We start from the raw sequence: 17,677 nt of genomic DNA, 5'->3' as shown, positions 1-17,677 counted from the left end.
GCAGACTGGCCGATCAGTCGAGGTTCGACTGGGCTTGCCGATCGCGATCTTGGGGCTGAGCGCACAGCCATGTCGTTGCGATCCATTTGTGGCCGGCCGATACCGGCGTGGAGCCGTGCAGAAAGCGTCGGTCTGGGTTGCTAGCTAAAGGGGCGTATCTTTCGGCGCTCTTCGGAAGGGCAAGGATCGTAGTTATGGGGGTGACAAGACCGGAAGGCGACGAGAACAGCGCTAGCCGCACTTCGTTCCTCAGTCCACCGCTTCGCACAGCGAGACGGCTGATGAAGCAGCCTGTCACATTCGGCCCGCATAGTGCGACCCGGTTCCACTACGCCATGCCGTCATGCCCGATTTCAACTGGCGCAAAGTCTCGTCGCGGAGAAGTGTCGGAGAAGAGCCGCCTGATGTGCAATCGGTCGGTGTATCCGGGGGCACAACGCCCGGATCATCGAACGCGAGTTCGCAGCCTTGCGCGCCGGGCGCGCCGCAGCCGGTGATCCCTCATGGAGCGCTTGGAAAAATGAAGGGGACGCTATCGCGCGCGAGGCACGCGCTGGGCGCGCACAGGGTCGACTTCAGCACGGCGTTTTATCAGCACACCAAGCACGGTCACAGGTCGGGGTCGACGCGTTTTGTTGAAAGCGGCAAGCGCAGCGAGGCGGGCGCCCCCATCACGGAGACGGCCGGGAACACGCCGCCGATCGACACGGCTCAGCTCGTATCGCAGGTTATCGGACGCCAGAGTGCCTGGAAGGTATCGGATGGGTACCCGGAAGCATTGTTCGTGGGCACGCCGCTCGATACGATCACGAGTCCGGAAGCGCTGCGCGCCTATGTGCAGCAGCTATTCGAGGACCGGTCCCATTACGGCGCGCAAGCGAGCGTGTTGGCTCGCAGAGCATACGAGGTGGCCGCCGGCAGCAACCTGCCGCCCAGGACCGAAGCTGCAGCAGCCATGCGCGGCGCGCTTCTCGCGTTGGCTCTGCGGCAGGCGGGCGTAACGCAAGTCGCCGGAGCGCAGAGAGCGCTTGAGCGGATTGCCTCGCTCGATTTCGACGCACCTCACACTCGCGTGTCTTCGAATGAAGCCGACCGCGAGGCGTGGTTGACCGCGCGCTTGCTCGCGCGTTCGACAGAAGGCTTCGGGATACTCGATGCATTGCGCACATCGACATGGGCGCCATTCAAGGACGATGCGCACCGGACGGCATTCAGGACGCTGCTCGAGAGCGCTGACGTGCTTGATCCGTTGCCACGGCAGTTGCCCGCGGCTGGCGTGCATGATGGTGCGCCTGGCGCGGTTTTGTTGCGAGCCAAGCTCGGCGGCGGCCCGCTTACGTTTAATGAACGTGGGCCGCACGCGTTGGCCAGGCGCGCCTTCGACGCCGCTTCTACCCGACTGGAACGGGGGCGCGATGCGCTGACACCGGACCAAAAGGGAGCGCTCTTTGCATGGCAGCAGTCGTTCACTGAAGACGGACGCAACACCGATTTGTCGAAGGTTCGCGAGCGTCTGAACAAGTTCGTGCTGAAGACCGTTCCGCGCGTTGGCGAAAGCCGATGGAAAACGCTGCTGCCGCGACTATTCCGTGGCCGGGAAGGATCGCCGCTGTCTGCATTGCGACTCGGAACGCAAGGTGCGACGAGAAAGACGGCGAAGCAGGAGCAGGAGCTTTATCGGCAGGGGCTGCGCGACAGCCTCTCGACGTTGACGCTGAACCCCGAGCTGCAGAGCGCAGCGGTGCTCACGCATGCGCGACCAAAACATTCGCTGGTCGAGCTGGCCGCGTTGCATACCTGGCTGGAGCTCGGCGGCTTTGCGCACGGACGTATGGACGAAGAGGCTATCGTCGCCGTTGCACGGCGTGCGCAACAGATGTGTGAGGAACTGGACAAAATGAAAGGGGCCCCCCCCGCCGTCTTGGCCGACTTGCGACGAGCCACGGCGCGCTGGGCCACGATGACGCCGCAGCAACTGGCCAAGGCCAAGCCGTTCAGGTCGGTCGCCAAGCGGGCCTATACGCCAGAGCGGCTCGCTCTCTGGGGCAAGGTCGCCCGCGTGCCCGACGACTCGCCGTTCTGGGCGTCGCTCGATCAGTTGCGCTCGCTGGCTCGGCCGAGCGGCCCGACGCTTCCGGCCAGGTCCTTCGTGCGCGCGGCTGCCGAAGAGTTGTTTGGAGAATTCGGCGGCCCGATCGGTGCGACGCTCGAAACCGAGCGCCTCGATGAGGTGCGCGCGATGCTCAAAGAGCTGGTAGAAAATTTGCCGTCCAGCGCGCGTTTGCGACTGGCGGACGGCGGTAGTCAGCGCTTCAGCACGAGCGGTCTGAATGCGATGACGCACGCTCACGTTTTTCCCATTTCACCTCGGCTCACTTTGCGCGCATCGCGCGCACGCGAAACCGTAGTCGAGTTCAACCATGGCACGCATGGTTTCGAAATGTTCGTCGGCAGGGCAAAGACGTCGCAAAGGCAAGCGGGCGCCGGCGTGCTTGTCGGCTATGACGTCGAAATGGCGTTGACCAATCTGCGCGTTGGGCTTGCCACTAACGTTACGCTTCACTCTCAGGAGTTGACGGAGGCCTCGGGCGTCACGGTGCGCGTCCCTCATCGCCTCAAATCCGATGGCAGCGGATTCGACGACAAGGCGACGCGAGCGATTTTTTGGGCTGTCGTAGAGCATTTCCTGGACGAAGCCGTGCAGCCGCACGACGACGGGGCTAACGGCTCGTTCAATCGGCTTGCGGAGCTTGGCCTCGATCATCCCGACGTGTCGATCAGTTGGACCGACACTCGCGCTAGCACCTCGAAGCGCGGCGTAACGGTTGATGCGACTGCGAGCGCCAAGCTCTTCAGCTTCGGCCCGCGATCCGCCCGCGATCCGAAATCCGGCAAAACTGCGAAGCTCTTTGGCGTCAGCGCGGGACCCTCCATTGGCATGGGGTGGGAAAAGTCGCGGCAGGAGGGCGGCACCACCGAGCGAAGCGGTCGTTATCGGATCGAGCAGCGTTATGTCGGGGCAGGAAACCTCGTGCAGTGGCGCGGCGGCATTGCGCCGGGGTTCTCGCATCCGCTCGATGCGAACGGGCGCAGCAGCGTGGGACTGCTTTCTCTGGACGCCCTGGTTGCGACGGTCGGACTTGCCGACAATGGCGGCACCGCCAAACTGACGTTGTCGATCGAAAACGACAAGCTGAACTATCGAGCATGCACGCTCGAGCGCGAAGAGCTCAGCGGCAGGCGCTACGCGGACACGATCGACGGTGCGCGTGCTCATCTGGTGCGCACGTTGGTAGCAAATCATGGATCCGATGCGCGCGGCGCTGCGAGCCCATCCGAAGCATTGGCCGATCCGGTGCCGCTTGCCCGCGCGCGCGTGCAGGAATACGTGGCGACAGTGCGCCATAATCGCCAGTTCAATCACGCGTACAAATACGGCCTGAGATTGCTTCGTGACCCGGCCGCTTCAATCGATATGCTGACGGCGCTCGCGCAGCAAAGCGGCAATGATCCGGACGTGGATGCATTTGTCGAAGCGCGGCACGGCAAGATTTTTGGCAATCCGAGGGCGTGGGTGCCGCGCAAGCTGTCAATCAGAGAGCGCAACAGCGCGACGCGCAGCCCCGGGCTGAACATCGGCGTTTCGCTCAATACCCGAACGAGCGCGACCGGAGATCACGATTTCGCGAACTTGAGTGTGCCGTTCCCTGTACTGGAGGCGATCGACGAACAGGGGCATTGGACATAGTCCGACGCACTTTCGTAGGCCATGGGCCGCAGACTGCGCCGGTGTCGATAACGCTCAGCGAGCGGGCAGGGGGAGTGTCTTGCCGGACAACGAGACGCTTTCCACTGCGCCAGCGTCCGTACTGGACCCGGATCGGGCCGCTTCGTCAAGATGGCCAATCTTACGGGGTGTTTATGCGCTTCGAAGCCGCTTCGTCGCGCGCGCACCCAACGCTTCGCTATCACATGGAAGTCAGCGAGCAATGCCTCAAGACTACGAAGGATGGCGAGGTCATGCATCGCCTTCGTTTCTGTCGTTCGCGCTTCGCTCATGAAGGCTTGAAGCTCAAGCGATAGACGCACAATGCGTCATCAAAACAATGACGGCCTCATGTGCCTATTCAGACTTCAATGAGCGTCTCATCTCTACGTTCAGCGCGCAACGCCTCTCGCTGCAGAGGCTCAGCCGCCCCCACGCATCGTGCGCCTTCTATCTCGCGCGCCGGCTTCGCCTGCCTAATCGGGATCTGGGGCATGGGCGCCGCATCGCTCGCGTATGGCAACTGCTTTGACGATGCCGCTGCGTATCAGCATGTCAATCCGCTGATACTGCGTGCGATCGCATGGCAGGAGTCGCGTAATCGTCCTGACGCCAGGCATGTCAATGCGAACGGTTCGATCGATTACGGAGTGATGCAGATCAACACCATTCATTTGGCTACGCTGGCGCAATACGGCGTCGACAGAGAGGCTTTGATGTCGCCCTGCAAGAACATCTATATCGCGGCTTGGCAACTGCGCCGGCAAGTCAACAAATACGGCAACACCTGGGCGGCGGTCGGTGCCTACCATTCAGCGACGCCCGCGCTGCGCGACGAATACGCGCGCCAGATCGCCGCGATCCCGCGGCGGTGGGGGATGCTGCAGCAAGAGCGAGCCGGGGCGGTGCGCGAGGCGCGCGCACCTGCACGGACGACGAGCGAGATTGCCTCTGAGTAGCCGCGCTGTTTCGCGCGGCTTTAGGGCCGAGCGGCTTTAGACGAAAATTGGCCGGGGCCACAACCGGGCTCCGGCTAGCGGCTTAAACAGTCTTTGGCGCAGGGAAGTCGGCATCTTTGTTGTCACGCAAGAATGCGGCTTGCGCCCCGGCTGTCAGCGAACCGAATACTTCGCGCAACGCAGCATGAAGCGCATTTGCACCGCGGATGGACAAGTTTTTCTTTTCGGCGTAGAGCGCCCGGAAAGCGACAAGCTTTTCATCGACACGACCACCCGGCGTTCGAGCGTCGTCCGACAGCAAGGGAATCGCTTGCGCTAGATTCGCAAATCCTGGCGCGCGTTCCCGCACGACAGGATAATTCTGTAGCCCCTGAAGCATCTTGTTGAAGACGTTCATTCTCTCTTCCGGCGCGAACCTTTGTAGGGCTTGCGCAGCGGTCTGCGCGCCCGATGTATCGTTGGGGAACGCACGTTGAGCGGTAGGCGCAGGTTGTTGGGCGGGGCCGTTGTATTGCTGCGGCGGCACAGGGGGCGATGACACATGGCCCGCTTGCTGCGCCTGTGCCCGCGGCGCAGGCGCGCCGTAGGCTACCGGCGGCGGTCCGAAGGTGCCGGTTGGGGGTTGCGCTGCCGGATGCTGCGCAGGCGCGTTATAGCTGGGATGCGCCGGACCGAACGTCCCCAAAGGCTGTCCGGGCATGGGCGGTTGCGGCGAAGCAGGCCTACCGTTTTGCGGCGGCCACGATTGTGGCTGGCTAAGGGGCCATTGTTGGGGGGCGCCCGCATTGCCAGGATAGGCTTGCGGATAACCGCCGGGCTGTTGAGGCGCTGGGGCGTAGCCCGGCCGGGGCATGCTGCCGGGTCGCTGCATCGGGTACATTTGCGGCCCCGATTGCTGCCCTTGCCAAGCAAGTTGCTGTCGCTCGCGTCTTTCTCGCGCGCGTTGCCGAACTGCTCTCACGGCCGCACCAACGCCGGCGCCAATCATGAACGATCGCAGGATGATCGGGATGCCGTATCCGAGAAGCGTACCCGGTCCGAGGCCGCCACCGCCGCTCGGTAGAGCAGCAAACAACTGCAGCGTCGGCAACGCTGCGGAGATTGCTCCTCCGATCAGCGCCGGTCGCACGTAGCTGCGCGCACGACTGGGCTGCGTCGTCGGCTGGTAGGGCTGCGCGTAAGGTTGCGCCGCGCCCGGTCCGCCGTTGGGATACGGTTGGGAGTAGCTAACCGGCGCTTGCCCGAGAGGTTGGCCGGGCACCACGTTTTCCCGCTGGGAAGGATTCGCTGAACGCTGCTTCGAGTTGTTCAAAAAATGCAAGAGTTGCCGAAGCTTGCCCGGTTGCGCCTGTCTCACGCCTACGGTCGGCGCGTGTTGTGGTCGCAGCGGCACGGCCGGCCCGAATTGCCCCGATGTCTGGGTGGTGGGTTGGCCGGCCGCCGGCTGCGCAGCTCGCCCCGGCGATTGCCCTGCATGCTCGGGCGGCACGCCCTGCGGCGCCCCACGGGAAACTCTAAAGTCGGACATAGCGATCCTTCGGTGCGACATGAGCGCAACGGTTGATTCTGAATCTCGAATGCTGAACGACATCGCCCCGTCATATGGCGACGCTCGTTCAATGCACGCGACGATACAGTGCCGCCAGCGCGGCTCATGCCTCTGAGCACGAAGGCGTCGTTGGCACAGCGAAGCTCGCGCAATTGAGCCCATCGACGTCCTGTCGCACGCGGCTCCTCTACGTGGGGGCCGATCCAGTCGGACCTTGCCGTCGCTTTCGCCCCGGTACTTCTCCGGGGCGTAGACGAGCCCAATCGAAGCCTTTCGAAAGTTCGCAAAACTACGAATATCTACGCATTTCACGACGCAGTTCGCGCCGAGAATGTATACCTGTCCATCGGAGATTTCAGGTGACGTTGCTGCGACCTACACGACCCGTCATTGTTTTCGGCCGGTATCGTCTGACACAAGACCCGCTCCGGCTCACCGCGGATGGCGCGCCGGTTGCCGTCGGCGCTCGCGCGCTAGCGCTCTTGTCCGCGCTCGTCGAAGCCGATGGCCGACCGGTTTCGTTTGCCGCACTAGCGAACCGGATCTGGGGACGCCCGAACGTCGAAATCAATTCCGTGCAGGTACAGGTGTCGGCGTTGCGCCGTGCGCTGGGTGAAGATCGAGATTTGATTGCGACGATGGCAGGATTTGGCTATCGCTTCGTCGGCTCCGCCAAAAACCTGGAGTCGCAAAGCGGGGCGCCTGCCGCAAGCGAGCCGGCGCCCACCTATCCGCTCAGTGCTGCACTCGGGATTCCCAACCCTTCGACGGCATGCGTGCCGCTGCGTTGCACGCCGTTTATCGGCCGATATGCGGAGCTCTCCGAACTGCTCGGCCTGATGTCGACGGCCCGCGCCATTACGTTGGTCGGCGCACCCGGACTAGGGAAGACGCGTCTCGCACATGAGGTCGCGCGGCGCGTGGTCACGCATTTCCCCGACGGGATCGGGTCGGTTGCGCTATCGCCGCAGATGCCGCCAGACGGCCTCATTCGTACACTTGCGCTGGCGATGCGGATCGAGCTGGCACACGATTGGAGCACGCCGGAACAATTGGCCGCGGCGATCGGTGCGCGCCGCTTGCTGCTGATCATCGATTGCTGCGGACCGTTGAGGGCGTCGCTCGGCGGCTTGATTGAAAGGCTCGTGAGCGTTGCACCCGCGCTGCAGGTGATCGTCACCGCGACGGCGCCACTGTCGATCAGGCGGGAGCAAGTCGTGGCTGTCGGTCCGCTTGGCGCGCCCGATTATCGCGATATCAGGATTGAAGAAGCCCTGGCATTCGACGCGTGTCGACTGCTGCTCACCCGTCTCGCTGTCCTGCGCGATACGTATCAGCACAAGCTGGGCCAACGCTCGCTAGCCGATGCCACGCTGTTTGCTGCGTTCGATCTCGGTGGTCTCGCGCCAGATGCCGTCTCGATGGCCGCGCTGATCACCCGCCGGCTCAGCGGCGCACCGCTAGCGCTCGAACTTGCCGCATCGGCGATTGCTCGTCGCATGGACGATCGGGCGCCGCTCGAGGCCGCGTTGCTTGCGTTTGCAAACAAGCTGGAGGAGCGCATGGCGCGCCGCGCGGGAAGGGCCGACACTGCGCTGTCGCCCGAGGCCGCGATCGCGACGGTAGTCGAACTGCTCCACGACGAATTCGATAACGACACGCGGGCGCAACTACGGTGGCTCGGCATTTTCAGCGGCGAGTTCACCCGCGATGCGGCGATCGGCATGTTCGCGCAGATCGCGCCGCCGCTGGATGACAGCAATGCGGACACGGCGCAAACGCACGCGCGGTGCGAAGCGCGTCTGGACGATCTGCTTAGCGCAGGCCTGGTCGAGCGGATCGAGGGCAAGGGCGCTGCTGTGCTGCGGCTCCCGGGGCCGGTCCGTCTGTTCGCGAGCGATGCGCTAGCGCTGACAAACGAGCTGGGACGGGCAGCCGCTGCGCATGCTCGTTCACTCGCGGCACGGCTTTCGACGGACTTACGGCACGGTGTCTGTGCGGCTGGCGATGAGAGGGATCGCGTCGAGCTCGAACTCGACGAGCTTCGCGCTGCGCTCAAGTGGTCCGTATTCAACGACCGATTCGAAATCGCGATCGCGCTGATCGAGGCCTCGGCGCCGCTCTGGCGCGTGCTGTCGCCGGTGCCAGAGTACCTGCGCATGATTCGGATCGTGCTGACGCGTGTCAGTGCAAGCGCGTCGCTGCGCACGCGCGAGGAAATGAGGTTGTGGAAGGCGCTGGCGAACGAGTTGCTTCTGACACAGGCGCCGCGCCATGAGACCACGGCCGCGTGGCGCAAGGTATACGAGCTCGCCAGCGCGTGCGCCGACAATGCGTATCGACGGCATGCGCTCGCTGGTCTTATCGAGTGTTTGCCGGAGGCCTGGGAAATGAGTCGAACGGGGGGACACGCGCCCCCTACGAGGGGATCGCGCAACCTTCTCTGAAAGCCTGGCGCCACGTCGAGGCGTAGGGGGCGATAGTTGGGCCACGCCGCGCGTGCGGTCTCCCACGTCCGGGCAGCCGGGCTCGGCGAAGCTGGAGCAAGCCTGTTATGCGTTGGCCCGCCGACCTCCGCTGAGTCCCCGTCGCCACACCTCGGAGTTTGACGCTACGAGTCCGATGGGAGGCGTGAATAATAGGCCACATAGTCGGGCTCCGGATCATCAGGCTGGGGGGGCACCCAGGGGTCCCCCTCGTCTACGATGCTTGGATTCGGTGCGCTCGGCTTGGGGCGCTGCACTTGTCCTGCCGCTTGAGCGGTTGGTTGCGAGAAGCGCCCCGAGGGGCTAGGCGGCGCTGGCTTGGCATGACGAGGCCGCGATGGCGGTAGGTTGGGGCGAGGCTGCGCCGGCGGGGGTTGCGCAACCGGTCCGGCCTGAGGTGGCATCACTGGTTGCTGCTGTGAGACTTGATATGGGTCCGGCTGTTGCCATGCTTGATACGGATCCGGCTCTTGCCACGCCTGGTACGGATTGGGCTGTTGCCATGCTTGATATTGATTCGGCTGTTGCCACGCGTGGTGCGGCTGCGGCGAATCTTGGTACGAGTTCATGCCTCCATACGGGGCCATGCTGCCGTACGGGCCCATGCCGCCATACGGGCCCATGCCTCCATATGCGAGGTTGTAGTGGTGCGCGCGCCGTATATACGAGTAGGCGGCGACGCCGATCAAAACTGGGAAGAACCCGAAACTGCTCATCGCAGCAGCGCCCAGCACGCCAATGGCAAGGGCGGCGGCGCCATGGCTTATCGCCGTCAGCGCTCCGCCGGGGCCTCGCATTCCCGTAGCGCCGTAGCGTACTTCGGCGGGGTTGGGTTGGGTGTACGTGGAGTAAGCGGGACCGTAGTTCGCCTGCCGATGCTGCGAGCTCGAATCGGCCGGACTGACGGGCGCAGAAGTGTCTGCCCCGCGCGCTCTGAACGTCGCTCGGGGTGCGTCGCTCGCCGTCGCAGATCGACGGGAAGTCAGAAGTTCGGACAGCTTGTGGAGCCGGCCGCCGCGGGCACGGTCGGTCGCCTGTGGGCGGGCGTCGCTCGCGCGCGTAGGGCCGTTTGACGGCCCTACGGCCGCCCCGGTGGAAGCGCCCGCGGGGGCGGGAATCGGTCCGGGAATCAATCTAGGCGTTGTGGTGGACATCAATGTGGTCCTCTGAAATTACGCCGACCCGAGCGCTCGCCAACCGTTGAGAATGGGGGAGCGTCGGCATGCTCTTGCCCGGCTTCAGTCCAACTCGACACTGAAATGCTGATCCATCCAAGCATACGTGTCTGCCATATGGGGCGGCGCCAAAGGGCGAGTCATGGCGTACAGATAGCTGTCGCCGGCGGGCAGTCCGAGATTGGGGCGATGTTCATAGTTGGTCAGCTTCGCTTCGAGTGTGAACCCGAGGCGTTCCATGGCGGTGTACGCATTACCGTCGACTGCGCAGCATGCAAAGACCCGATAGATCTGTGGCTGGGCGATCAGCCATTCAAGGAATTTGCGCAAGGCGTCGAGTCCTGCGCGTCGCCGCCGGGCGCCGCCGCGACGGCTGATGATGACGCCGACTTCCGCACGGGGCGGCCGCGGCTGCAACTCGATTATCCCCGTGAGCCGGCCGGTCGCCTTGTCTTCGAGCACCCAACGCGGCAGCACGCCGCTTTGCCAATCCTTCTGAGCCATATCGATGAAAGCGAGCGTTTCGTCAAGCGTCGTGTGGCGAAGATAGGTGAGATGGCGCACCGTGTCGGGATCGCTAAACATTTCGTCGAAGAGCGCTTGAGCGTCGCGAGGCTCGGGCGGGCGCAAAAGGAGTTCGTCGGATTCGATCAATTCGGGCGCGTGAAACGCAGACATCGAGCACTCCATACGCGGTCGTTCGTGCGAGCTTGCATTCTGTGGCGTGCTCGGCGGCAACAGGGGCAGCGTTGCGAACCTGAGCGTGTCGGAGCGAAGGTGTTCGGGCGGCTAACCTCGACTTCGCATGCATGTCGGCGCGTGTCGATCCCTCGGACTATCGTCATAGTACGTCCGGCATATCGACGCCGGTCCCGCGATCTCCACAGACAGGTTTATTGCGATGAGCACGCCCACTACCAAACTCACCGTCGCACGCCCAACAGTCGCACCAACGCCTGTTGGGCCGACCGCCACACCCGATCAGGTTGATGTGGGGGCGGCGGAAGCACGCGAGTTGAGCGGCCCACTGAAGCTACTGGGAAGCAAGGGAGTGGCGTCAAAAAAATGGACGAATGGTTCCTTTCGCGTGAGCAAAGATGCCACAGGTGCGCCGCAAGGAGCGGCATCATCTGTTGCGGCAGTGACTGCTGCGCCGCCCTTTCCCACGGGCTATTCCCTGCCGCCCGGCGTAGCCGGTCCTTCGATGCCGAATCCGGCGCAGATGCCGCAGTCGCAAATTCGGCAACCCCGGATGCCGATGCCGCCCAATCAGCCGATGCGCTCGCCGATGTTCAATGACGGGCAATCGCCGTTGCACCATCTCTGGAATTCGTTGGTGAAAATCGGCGAGAGCATGGCCGGACTCATCCAGGCTATCGCAAGGGCGATGGCGAGCGTGCATTGAGGTCGGAGTCGGCACGCGCGTGATCAAGCGGCGTGCCGACCGTTATCGCTGGTGCTCAGATCGGATCGGCGTCAGCTGGATCAAGCCCGCAGCCAGATAAATTCGCCTGAGACGAGGCCTTCGAACATATCGTCGGTCGATTCAATGATGTTCTGCCGCCAATAGCGGCCATGCTCGGCGTAGTGCGCGAGCAGATCGGCGAGCACGCCCCCGTCAACGTCATGTGTCATCGGCACGCGCAGCACCAGTACGATGCCGCCCGTATCGGTGTCGAGCCCGAGTTGCGCCTGATCCTGCGCGTAAATCACCAAATTCGCTTCGAGCATCAACCGAAATACGGTTAGCGTGCGTCCCGCCGTCACGGCGCCGTAATGGAAATTCGCGTACATCGCGTCCAGGTCGTTGTCGAAGTAATCGAGCCGGACGTCGAAGCCTTCCACTTCGATCTGGCGAGTGCGCAATACATGGTCGACGTCGGGCAGACCCACCGTGTCGCAGAGATCGCGGATCAATTGCGCGTAGCGTTCTGAACCGTCTGAGCTGGTCAAGGCACTCGGGACAAGAAATGTGAATCGACGAAGGCGCTAGAAAGAAAACGGCCGGCAAGCGCCAGTGGCTCATGCCGGCCGACATCGGTACGACAGCGCGCACAAGAGATGCACGCGCAGGGCACAATTTGCCTGCTACGTCAGTGCGCCGCGCCTGAAACCTGGGAGACTTTGTTCCCAATGGACGTCGCCAATTTAGCAACGGCATCGGCCGCGCTCACCTGCAAGCTGTTGTTGGCCGAATCCGTTTGAAACTTCATGCTGGCCGCCGTCATGATGCCCTGATCGGCATCTGCCGTTGCCATTGCGCCGAGAGAAGTAAGACTACCCATATGCCCTCCTTGGTCAGAATTGAAAAGTTGCCTGATTACACATAGACACGGACGACTCCGTGCAAGAACAGCTCGATACCCGTGTCCCGTACTGCTAGCGAGTGGCGCTAAGACGCTGCTTGCTTATCCTGCAAGTGAGAAACGATCCGGCTGGCGGCCAGCATGCCCCGATACAGCTTGGCGAGATTGTCGCGATCGATCTCGGTTGCGCCCGTCGCCGCGCTGATGTTCTTTGCGCTCGCTTCGAGCGCCTCCCGAATCGCAGCCAAGCGCTGGCTCGCGGCAGGATCTGCCAGCGTGCCCTTCAAGTTTCTGAAGGCAGTCGCGCAAGATTCGAATGGCTCATACATGTCCATCATCTCCAGTGATTTACTTCGGCAACGGTAGGAAAGTCGATGCGACGGCAGCAGGGGCGGCGGCGCCGCCGACCGATTGCGCGACACCGCGTGCAGCGTTCGGTTGGCCGGCGGCGGCTTGCGCGACACCGCTGGCTGCGCCCGGCTGGGCGGTGGCTTGCGCGCCGGACGCGCCGTCCACTCCCGCGGCCGCGCCGAAGCTTGCGTCGGACGCGGGGGCATCGGCTATTTCGGGATCGACGTAGATATGCTTGACGCCATCGGGTGTTTCCGCGTAGCGCACGTCATCGGATGACATCAATTCCGAGAAAGAAGGGGGCGGCGGCGCAGAGTCGTTCGATTGTGTGAGCTGCATGCGCAACTCCTTCACGTTCGCACTCAGATCGTGGCGGATACGAGTGAGGGCGGCCTCGACGTTAGCCGGATCGGCCACTTTGCCGGTGATGTCGAACGCGCCCTGACCGGCGTACGCCACATGCACGCGCTGAGCGCCGAGCGCGTCTTCGATATCGCGCGCGTCGTTTTGAGCGATGTCGTACTGGCGCTTGATCGCCGTCGACGACAACTGCGTCAGCACCCTGCGCACCGTTGCGTCGTCCTCGGGCGTGGGCACCATGCCGCTGACGATGACGTTGTTGCCGTGCAGCCGGGCATGCAATTCGCCCATATGCGCTTGCGCAAGAGCCCGGTTCACACGCTGCGCGAGATCGCCCGAATCGCGCGGAAGCGCTGCACGGCTCACGACCGTCGTGATCAGCACGGAACCGATCACGACCACGGCGCCAAGCATCGCGCAGCCAAGCACTGCACCGACGAGCTTGCGCTGACGCGAGCGCTCGGCTTCGTGGCGAGCCTCGTGAGGCTTGACGAGCAAGGTCGACAATAGGTCGAGGTCGCTGGGCCAGACGGCGTCGTCCGCGCCGACGCAAAGCACCTTGTCGTCGAACCGCATCGGCACGAAATCGATCAGGAGCACCGTGCCGGGGTCCATCGTTTCGGCGCCGTCGTTCGCCAACGTCTGCTGCGCCTCAGGCTGCGCGAGCGCTTGTAATTCGGGGAGCAGACGCTGCGCACCGACGACGCCCGTGTCGTCGACCGTCAGCAGCACGTCAGCGCCGCTCCAGTCGGAGATGCGAATGTCGGCGTCGTTGTCGGAGCCTATCCGATGCGCGCCGGCACCGAGGTGCAATTCCACCCCTGCATGGACGCCAGTCAGAATGCGCAGTAATTTCATCGTGTGGCGATTGAGTTGATCGGATCGCGGCAGCGAACATGCATACCGAGCGGCCGTTGACGCTACTTTAGTCATTGCACGACGTCATGCTTCGACCTATGCGAAGCCGGCAATGGACGCGCGAATGTACGCCGATTCGATGTTTTTCCGGCTCACTGAGCGCGCTGACCGCGCGCGAGCGTTGCGTCGCGTTGCAATGTCAACTTGCTGCGCGACTCCTTCTCTCTTGTCGTAGTGAGAGGCCGTTCGCTCATGAGCAGAAACAATGGCAGCAGCAAATTGAACGGGTTTTTTTTGCCGCGCGAGTCTTTGCTTGCATCGATGAGCCGTTGACGTAGCGCGCCCATCGCTTCGGGGGTGCGAAGCGATTGACATGCCTGCATGGCATCGAGGCGGTCGAGTTGCAGTTCGGCAACGCCGACGACGCGCGTTGTGCTCGGATCGTCTCGCAGCGCGAGTAGTGCCTCGCAAAAGGCGGTGCGCACTGCTTCGGCGTGCACGGGGTCGGTCATTCGTGCGGCGGACAGAGGCAGCGCGCCGCCCGCGTATGGGCGCACAGGCGAGGTCGCGACGCTGCGCACCTCGGGCACCCTTGCGCGGGCGTCGTCGCGTCCGCCTTGGCCGCTATGCGAATTGTCGCCATCGCCGCTGGAACCCCCGCCGTCATTGCCTTGACCGCGTATGGCGCCATGTTCTTCCTCATGCGAACGTACATGGCCGGGCTCGTCTTCGTGTACCTCGCCTCGGCTTCTTCTCGACTGGGGTAGTCTTGCGCGGCGCTTGCGCGCCTGCGGCGAGGTCGAAGCGGTGTTGAGCGGCTGATTCTGCGCATTGGTGAAGCGTGTGCCGCGATAGAGCACCGCCTGCCGTCGCGCCTCATCATGTATATCGGCAGTGCGCTGCGCCTCGTGGGCCGCGCCGAGATTCGCGGCCGCTGACGGCAACGTCGCTCGGGTGTTTTTCATTGCGGTATCGCCGCCTGCATGACTTCATTGGCGAAATGCAAGATGGCCGCCGCGGAAATCGGCGCAGCGATCGCGATCGCGATCATCACCGCCACGAGTTTGACGCCGTGCGACAACGTCTGGTCCTGCATCGACGTAATCGCCTGCAGGAACGAAACCGCGAGCCCGGCGACCGATGCGACGATCACGATCGGCAGCGACACGTACAAGCAGAGCAACATGCCTTGCGTGGTGAAGCGAATGAGCGTATCGATTTCCATGCTGTTATCTTCTGCGTTTGATTCCGCATGCTAACGGTAGGTGGTCACGAGACCATGGATCAACGTCGACCAACCGTCCATCACGACGAACAGCAGCAACTTGAACGGAATCGCGACGTTGGTCGGCTGCACCTGGTTAAGCCCCATTGCCAACAGAACGTTGGCGATGATCAGGTCGATCACGATGAACGCGATATAAAGCAAGAAGCCGATCTTGAATGCGTCTGTCAGTTCGCTCAGGGTGAAGGCGGGCGCCAGCACGATCATGTCGTTTTCGTGCAACGCGCGCGCGGCCTCCTTCGGCCACACGACGCTGGCGGAGCGGATAAAGAAACGCTTCTCGCGCTCATGCGCGTGCTTCTCGAGAAAGAGGCGGAACGGTTCACGCGCAGCGCTGAACACTTGAATCAAGGCCTGCGTCGGTTGACCGTCGATTTGTTGCCCTTGCAACGATTGAGCGGCCTGCATGCCGATGGGCGCCATGATGTACAGCGAGACCAGGATAGCGATCCCATTGAGCACCATATTGGGCGGCACCTGTTGCACGCCCAGTGCATTGCGTAGCAAACCGAGCACGACCACGATTTTCGCGTACGACGTCACGACCATTGCCACGAACGGGATCAGGCTGATCGCCAGGACGACGAGCAGCAGCCCGGTGACGTTACTGAACTGGACCATCGCCATGCGCCATTTTCAGGATTCGGATACCAAGGTGTTCGCCGACGGTGACGAGCTCGCCGTAGCCGATCGTTTGGCCATGCGTGACGAGCTTCAACTGCGCTTCGGCGACGGGAGTGGAGAGTTCGAGCACGTAGCCGGGACGCAGCGCATAGAGCTGCGATAGCGGTAAGGCGACGGTATCGACTTCGAACTGAACGGGCAGATCCAGCTCGCCGATATCGATCGGACTCTCCTGTTGATCGGAGGCGAGCGAATCGCCGGGGTAGGCTGGGTCAAATTTATCGGTCATTGTCGGCTCTTTCACAATGAGAAGCGTGTGCTTGTCGATCGTCACGGGTGCGTGCAGACGGGTCAGGCCGGGCGTGCCCCATGCGGCGATGGCGCTGGCCGCGGCGTGCTCGGCCGCGCCGGCGACAAGGGGCGAGAGGGTGCTCGCGAGCGAGCGCAAAAGCACGTCGCCTGGGGCGAGCGCGCGTAGCGTTTCGATCGACAGACGTCGCGCACCCAGCACGATCCGCCCGGGGACGCGGCAGTCCGCGAGCGTTGTCTGCCCGGAGGGCAAGGCATCGGTGGTTTGCAACGCCGCCTGCACGGCGCGGGTGGCTTGCGAGGCGTGCAAGCCTTCCAGCAGCGGCAGCAGCGCGGGGTCGATGGCGACGAAGGCGGCATGAGCGCGCCCGTCGAGCGTGAAGGACAGATCGATTCTCGCAAGATCGACCCGTGCCGCGACTTCGTGGGCGTTGCGCGTCAGCCGCAGCACGTGCAGATCGTTGAGGCCCAAGGTCGACAGGCGCACGAGTAGCGGTTCGAGTATCACGCCGGCCACTGCGACGCGTAATGCTCGTTCGGCATCGGCGGGCGAGGTTGTGCCGCCGCGCGCGGGCCACGCTGCGATGTCGAGGGCGGGATAGGCGGCCAGGTCGAACGTGACGAAAATGCGCCCGGCCGGATGAGCGAGCTCGAGCATGCCTGGCTCGTCGAAGGCGTCAAGCGATGCGGCGCCTGCGTCATCCACGGACGCTTGCCACGCATCGATGTTCGGCAGACGTTGCGCAATCGAAGCGACCCGGGTATTGCAAATGAGCCTTGCCGTGCGAGCAACGAGGGGTGAAATGGCCCGCAACGGCAATCTCCCGGTGCGCGTTGCGCCCTCGGGTACAAGGACTCTTCGAGTCTCGCCGGGATCGATCAAGGGTGTGGCGTGCCTATCGACGTGTTCGACATTCGTAGGCATTTCAGCGATCGGATAATCCATGCGATTGTGATCGAAAGGGCAGCGCTCATGCACTGCGTGGGGATCCGGCGATCTCACTCACCACACCATCAACTCGATGTCGCGTGGTGCGTTCCACGCTTTCAGGAGCGAGTCTATTTCGCGCTCGAGCATGGTGCTGTGATGCAAGAGTAAGGTCTTTGTCTCTATGCTGGATGTATCGAAACGAAGCGAAAGCTGGAACGGCGAAAGCGAGAGATATAAAGTCGTGTCGGGCAGGATCGTCTTGTCGAGCGGCATCTGGACGTCCCAATTGCCGGCGCTGCCGATAGCGGGGTCGGCGCAGAACGCGGCGACTTCGCTTGCGAGGGACGTCGCCAACTCCAGGAAATGAGCCTGCGTGCGAAACAGCGCGTCGACAACAGGCACCGATGCGCCGGAAACCTGTTGGACCAGTGCCTCGCGCTGACTGGCTGCGGCTTGATCGTCGGCATCGATCGGCTCATCGGCACGACTGTCTCGGCTCGAGTCATCGCGCCAATGAAAGAGTTGCGAGGGTTCGTCAACGACAGCGCTTCCCGCCGCTTCCCGCCCGGAATCCGATGGGCTGACGGGCGCGCGGCCAGGGCGTGCGCGCCGTGCAAGCGCTGCGTAGTCGAACCGGCGTGCGCGCGCATCCTCAGCCTTTTGCTGCGCCCCGAGTTCGCCGGGGATGATGCGTCGCACGCGAGATTCAATCATGGAT

Annotated in this window: 15 protein-coding genes; 4 read left to right on the top strand and 11 right to left on the bottom strand. The window is 63.3% G+C overall.

Annotated features, from left to right (window positions below; translation table 11 throughout):
• Positions 1 to 520: 520 nt before the first annotated feature.
• Both KHO33_RS27910 and KHO33_RS27905 read left to right on the top strand, forming a co-directional pair.
• Complete coding sequence (locus KHO33_RS27910; RefSeq protein WP_200566204.1) at positions 521 to 3,748, top strand: autotransporter; 3,228 nt, start codon at positions 521 to 523, stop codon at positions 3,746 to 3,748.
• Positions 3,749 to 4,260: 512 nt separating this feature from the next.
• Entirely contained in the window at positions 4,261 to 4,725 is a 465-nt protein-coding gene (locus KHO33_RS27905) for a lytic transglycosylase domain-containing protein (RefSeq protein WP_200566203.1), read from the top strand.
• Positions 4,726 to 4,807: 82 nt separating this feature from the next.
• On the opposite strand, the gene KHO33_RS27900 is transcribed toward KHO33_RS27905, so the two are convergent.
• On the bottom strand, positions 4,808 to 5,122 hold the full coding sequence (locus KHO33_RS27900) for a hypothetical protein (RefSeq protein WP_200566201.1): 315 nt from the start codon (positions 5,120 to 5,122) through the stop codon (positions 4,808 to 4,810).
• A gap of 1,511 nt (positions 5,123 to 6,633) precedes the next feature.
• Here KHO33_RS27900 and KHO33_RS27895 point away from each other — a divergent pair.
• A complete protein-coding gene (locus KHO33_RS27895) occupies positions 6,634 to 8,721 on the top strand; it encodes a winged helix-turn-helix domain-containing protein (RefSeq protein ID WP_200566199.1) in 2,088 nt (695 codons plus the stop codon).
• Between the two features lie 1,277 nt (positions 8,722 to 9,998).
• Here KHO33_RS27895 and KHO33_RS27890 read toward each other — a convergent pair.
• Positions 9,999 to 10,613: a GNAT family N-acetyltransferase gene (locus tag KHO33_RS27890; RefSeq protein WP_200566189.1), complete on the bottom strand. Its 615-nt coding sequence runs from the start codon at positions 10,611 to 10,613 to the stop codon at positions 9,999 to 10,001.
• Positions 10,614 to 10,950: 337 nt separating this feature from the next.
• Between KHO33_RS27890 and KHO33_RS27885 the strand changes: the two genes are divergently transcribed.
• On the top strand, positions 10,951 to 11,340 hold the full coding sequence (locus KHO33_RS27885; protein WP_211629237.1) for a hypothetical protein: 390 nt from the start codon (positions 10,951 to 10,953) through the stop codon (positions 11,338 to 11,340).
• An 80-nt stretch (positions 11,341 to 11,420) separates the two neighbouring features.
• On the opposite strand, the gene KHO33_RS27880 is transcribed toward KHO33_RS27885, so the two are convergent.
• From KHO33_RS27880 to sctP, 9 genes are all read right to left on the bottom strand, one after another.
• On the bottom strand, positions 11,421 to 11,888 hold the full coding sequence (locus tag KHO33_RS27880) for a CesT family type III secretion system chaperone (protein WP_200566185.1): 468 nt from the start codon (positions 11,886 to 11,888) through the stop codon (positions 11,421 to 11,423).
• 140 nt (positions 11,889 to 12,028) lie between these two features.
• Positions 12,029 to 12,220, bottom strand: coding sequence for a hypothetical protein (locus KHO33_RS27875; RefSeq protein WP_200566179.1), 192 nt, complete (start codon positions 12,218 to 12,220; stop codon positions 12,029 to 12,031).
• 107 nt (positions 12,221 to 12,327) lie between these two features.
• Positions 12,328 to 12,528, bottom strand: coding sequence for a type III secretion protein (locus KHO33_RS27870; RefSeq protein ID WP_234480665.1), 201 nt, complete (start codon positions 12,526 to 12,528; stop codon positions 12,328 to 12,330).
• Between the two features lie 61 nt (positions 12,529 to 12,589).
• Positions 12,590 to 13,810, bottom strand: coding sequence for a secretion protein (locus KHO33_RS27865; RefSeq protein ID WP_200566175.1), 1,221 nt, complete (start codon positions 13,808 to 13,810; stop codon positions 12,590 to 12,592).
• Positions 13,811 to 13,962: 152 nt separating this feature from the next.
• Complete coding sequence (locus KHO33_RS27860) at positions 13,963 to 14,775, bottom strand: hypothetical protein (RefSeq protein WP_200566174.1); 813 nt, start codon at positions 14,773 to 14,775, stop codon at positions 13,963 to 13,965.
• Positions 14,772 to 15,035 (bottom strand): type III secretion system export apparatus subunit SctS, encoded by a 264-nt coding sequence (gene sctS / locus KHO33_RS27855; protein WP_200566172.1) that lies wholly within the window; start codon positions 15,033 to 15,035, stop codon positions 14,772 to 14,774. Before sctS ends, KHO33_RS27860 begins: the two co-directional genes overlap by 4 nt.
• A 30-nt stretch (positions 15,036 to 15,065) precedes the next feature.
• Positions 15,066 to 15,716 carry a type III secretion system export apparatus subunit SctR gene (sctR, locus tag KHO33_RS27850; protein ID WP_200566163.1) on the bottom strand — a complete coding sequence of 217 codons (651 nt, stop codon included), beginning with the start codon at positions 15,714 to 15,716 and terminating at the stop codon, positions 15,066 to 15,068.
• Positions 15,700 to 16,974: a type III secretion system cytoplasmic ring protein SctQ gene (sctQ, locus tag KHO33_RS27845; protein WP_200566155.1), complete on the bottom strand. Its 1,275-nt coding sequence runs from the start codon at positions 16,972 to 16,974 to the stop codon at positions 15,700 to 15,702. The genes sctR and sctQ overlap by 17 nt, the downstream gene beginning before the upstream one ends.
• Before the next feature lie 57 nt (positions 16,975 to 17,031).
• A complete protein-coding gene (sctP, locus tag KHO33_RS27840) occupies positions 17,032 to 17,673 on the bottom strand; it encodes a type III secretion system protein SctP (RefSeq protein WP_200566148.1) in 642 nt (213 codons plus the stop codon).
• Between the last annotated feature and the right edge of the window lie 4 nt (positions 17,674 to 17,677).

Source organism: Paraburkholderia nemoris, assembly GCF_905221015.1.
In the GTDB taxonomy this organism is placed as follows: Bacteria; Pseudomonadota; Gammaproteobacteria; order Burkholderiales; family Burkholderiaceae; genus Paraburkholderia; species Paraburkholderia nemoris.
This window is presented reverse-complemented; position numbering and strand designations above follow the sequence as displayed.